The organism is Shewanella chilikensis, from assembly GCF_002836945.1.
Lineage (GTDB): Bacteria > Pseudomonadota > Gammaproteobacteria > Enterobacterales > Shewanellaceae > Shewanella > Shewanella chilikensis.
Map to the genome: position 1 here is coordinate 1 of NZ_NIJM01000108.1, position 1,358 is coordinate 1,358.

1 protein-coding gene and 1 pseudogene are annotated in these 1,358 nt (G+C 41.3%); both read left to right on the forward strand.

What is annotated here, in order from left to right:
• Positions 1-273 precede the first annotated feature (273 nt).
• Positions 274-522, forward strand: a pseudogene (locus CX651_RS19710) (transposase); the annotation flags it as partial.
• Between the two features lie 133 nt (positions 523-655).
• The gene (locus CX651_RS19715; protein ID WP_101057800.1) at positions 656-1,303 is read left to right on the forward strand and encodes a DUF1963 domain-containing protein; all 648 of its coding nucleotides are present in this window, start codon (positions 656-658) and stop codon (positions 1,301-1,303) included.
• The last annotated feature ends 55 nt before the right edge of the window (positions 1,304-1,358 follow it).

Below are 1,358 nucleotides of genomic sequence, written 5' to 3' on the forward strand. Positions count from 1 at the left end.
CAGAGGACCTCGCCATTCTAAAAAAGGCGGCTACCTACTTCGCGAAGAATCAAAAAAAAAAGACAGGACAAAAAAAAAGACAGAAAAAAAAGACAGGACAGCCATATCTTTTAGCAAGCCGGGCGGGTAGTGCGTCAGGGAGACAATGTTTTCCGCTACGATGTCTTTGGCCGCCGCTGTCGTAAATACCGGCAGCAACTGACCTTTCCCCCGAATTTAAGACCATGACATTGATGAGATTTCCAATACACTGGAGCCAATGGAGATCTCAACATGAAGAAACGTTACACCGAAGAACAAATCATCAAGGCCATCAAACAACATGAGGCAGGGGCAAAAGTCGATGACATTTGCCGTGAAATGGGCATATCCACGGGCACTTTCTATAACTGGCGCAGAAAGTATGCCGGGCTGGAAGTGAACGAAGCGAAGCGGCTGAGGGAGTTGGAAGCGGAGAATAACAAGCTCAAAAAGATGTTGGCCGACAAGATGCTGGAAGTCGAAGCAATGAAGGATGTGCTGTATTAGCGGTGCGGATCAAATCAATTTGCATCTAGTTTTGATGAAGAACTTGAAATTTCAAGCGAGGCTATGAGGAGAGCGGGAATTCCTGAAGATCGTATTTCTGTTCTCAAAGCAGATTCAACAGCGTTTTATGAAAGAATTAAAAAATGTGGGGAAAAATAGTATGGATACAGTATATCAATTAAAAGCTAATACTGCTGACGACGGTTCTGGGGTTGTGTTTGGGGGAGGTACTCACATTGCCTTTCCTTGGCCTGTAAATCCTTTGGGGGAGGAGTTAGCGCTAGTTGTTACGATTGATTGTTCAGTACTAAATCATAAGATTGGTGAAGAATTATTCCCTGCGGGTAAAGTATTATCAGTATTTTCAACATATTCAAGCGATAGATACTTTTTAGATGATATTACTTTTCATGGTGATAGTGAAGAGCTTGAACATATCAGTAAAGGCTATTCTAGAGTGCTTTTAAGTGAAAAGTCTGATGATTTTATAAATGAGAACTATTTTGGACCAATATCTGTTGAGGTTACTAAAAGGGAAGTTAATAGTGAAGATTTTCCTGCGTTCTCTTTTGTATCCAAGGTAATTCCTAGAGGTTTGATTGGTTATGGCGTATTAGATGATGAATATTACTTTGCCGCACAAATATACTCTGGAGATATACCGTTTGATGAGGGTGGGATTTTAGGCCTCTCGGATGCAACTGGTTATTTATTCTTACGTAAAAGAATAGATGACTTTTCTAATGCTGGAGTTTTCTTTATTCAAGTATCTTAAGGAAGCTGCGATTAAGTGGTCCGCAGCTCCCGATATGACGCCCCAAACCGTCCTT

Bases quoted from the DNA above. Each gene is read 5' to 3' on its own strand.
- CX651_RS19715 (WP_101057800.1), top strand. From the start codon at position 656: ATGAAAGAATTAAAAAATGTGGGGAAAAATAGTATGGATACAGTATAT.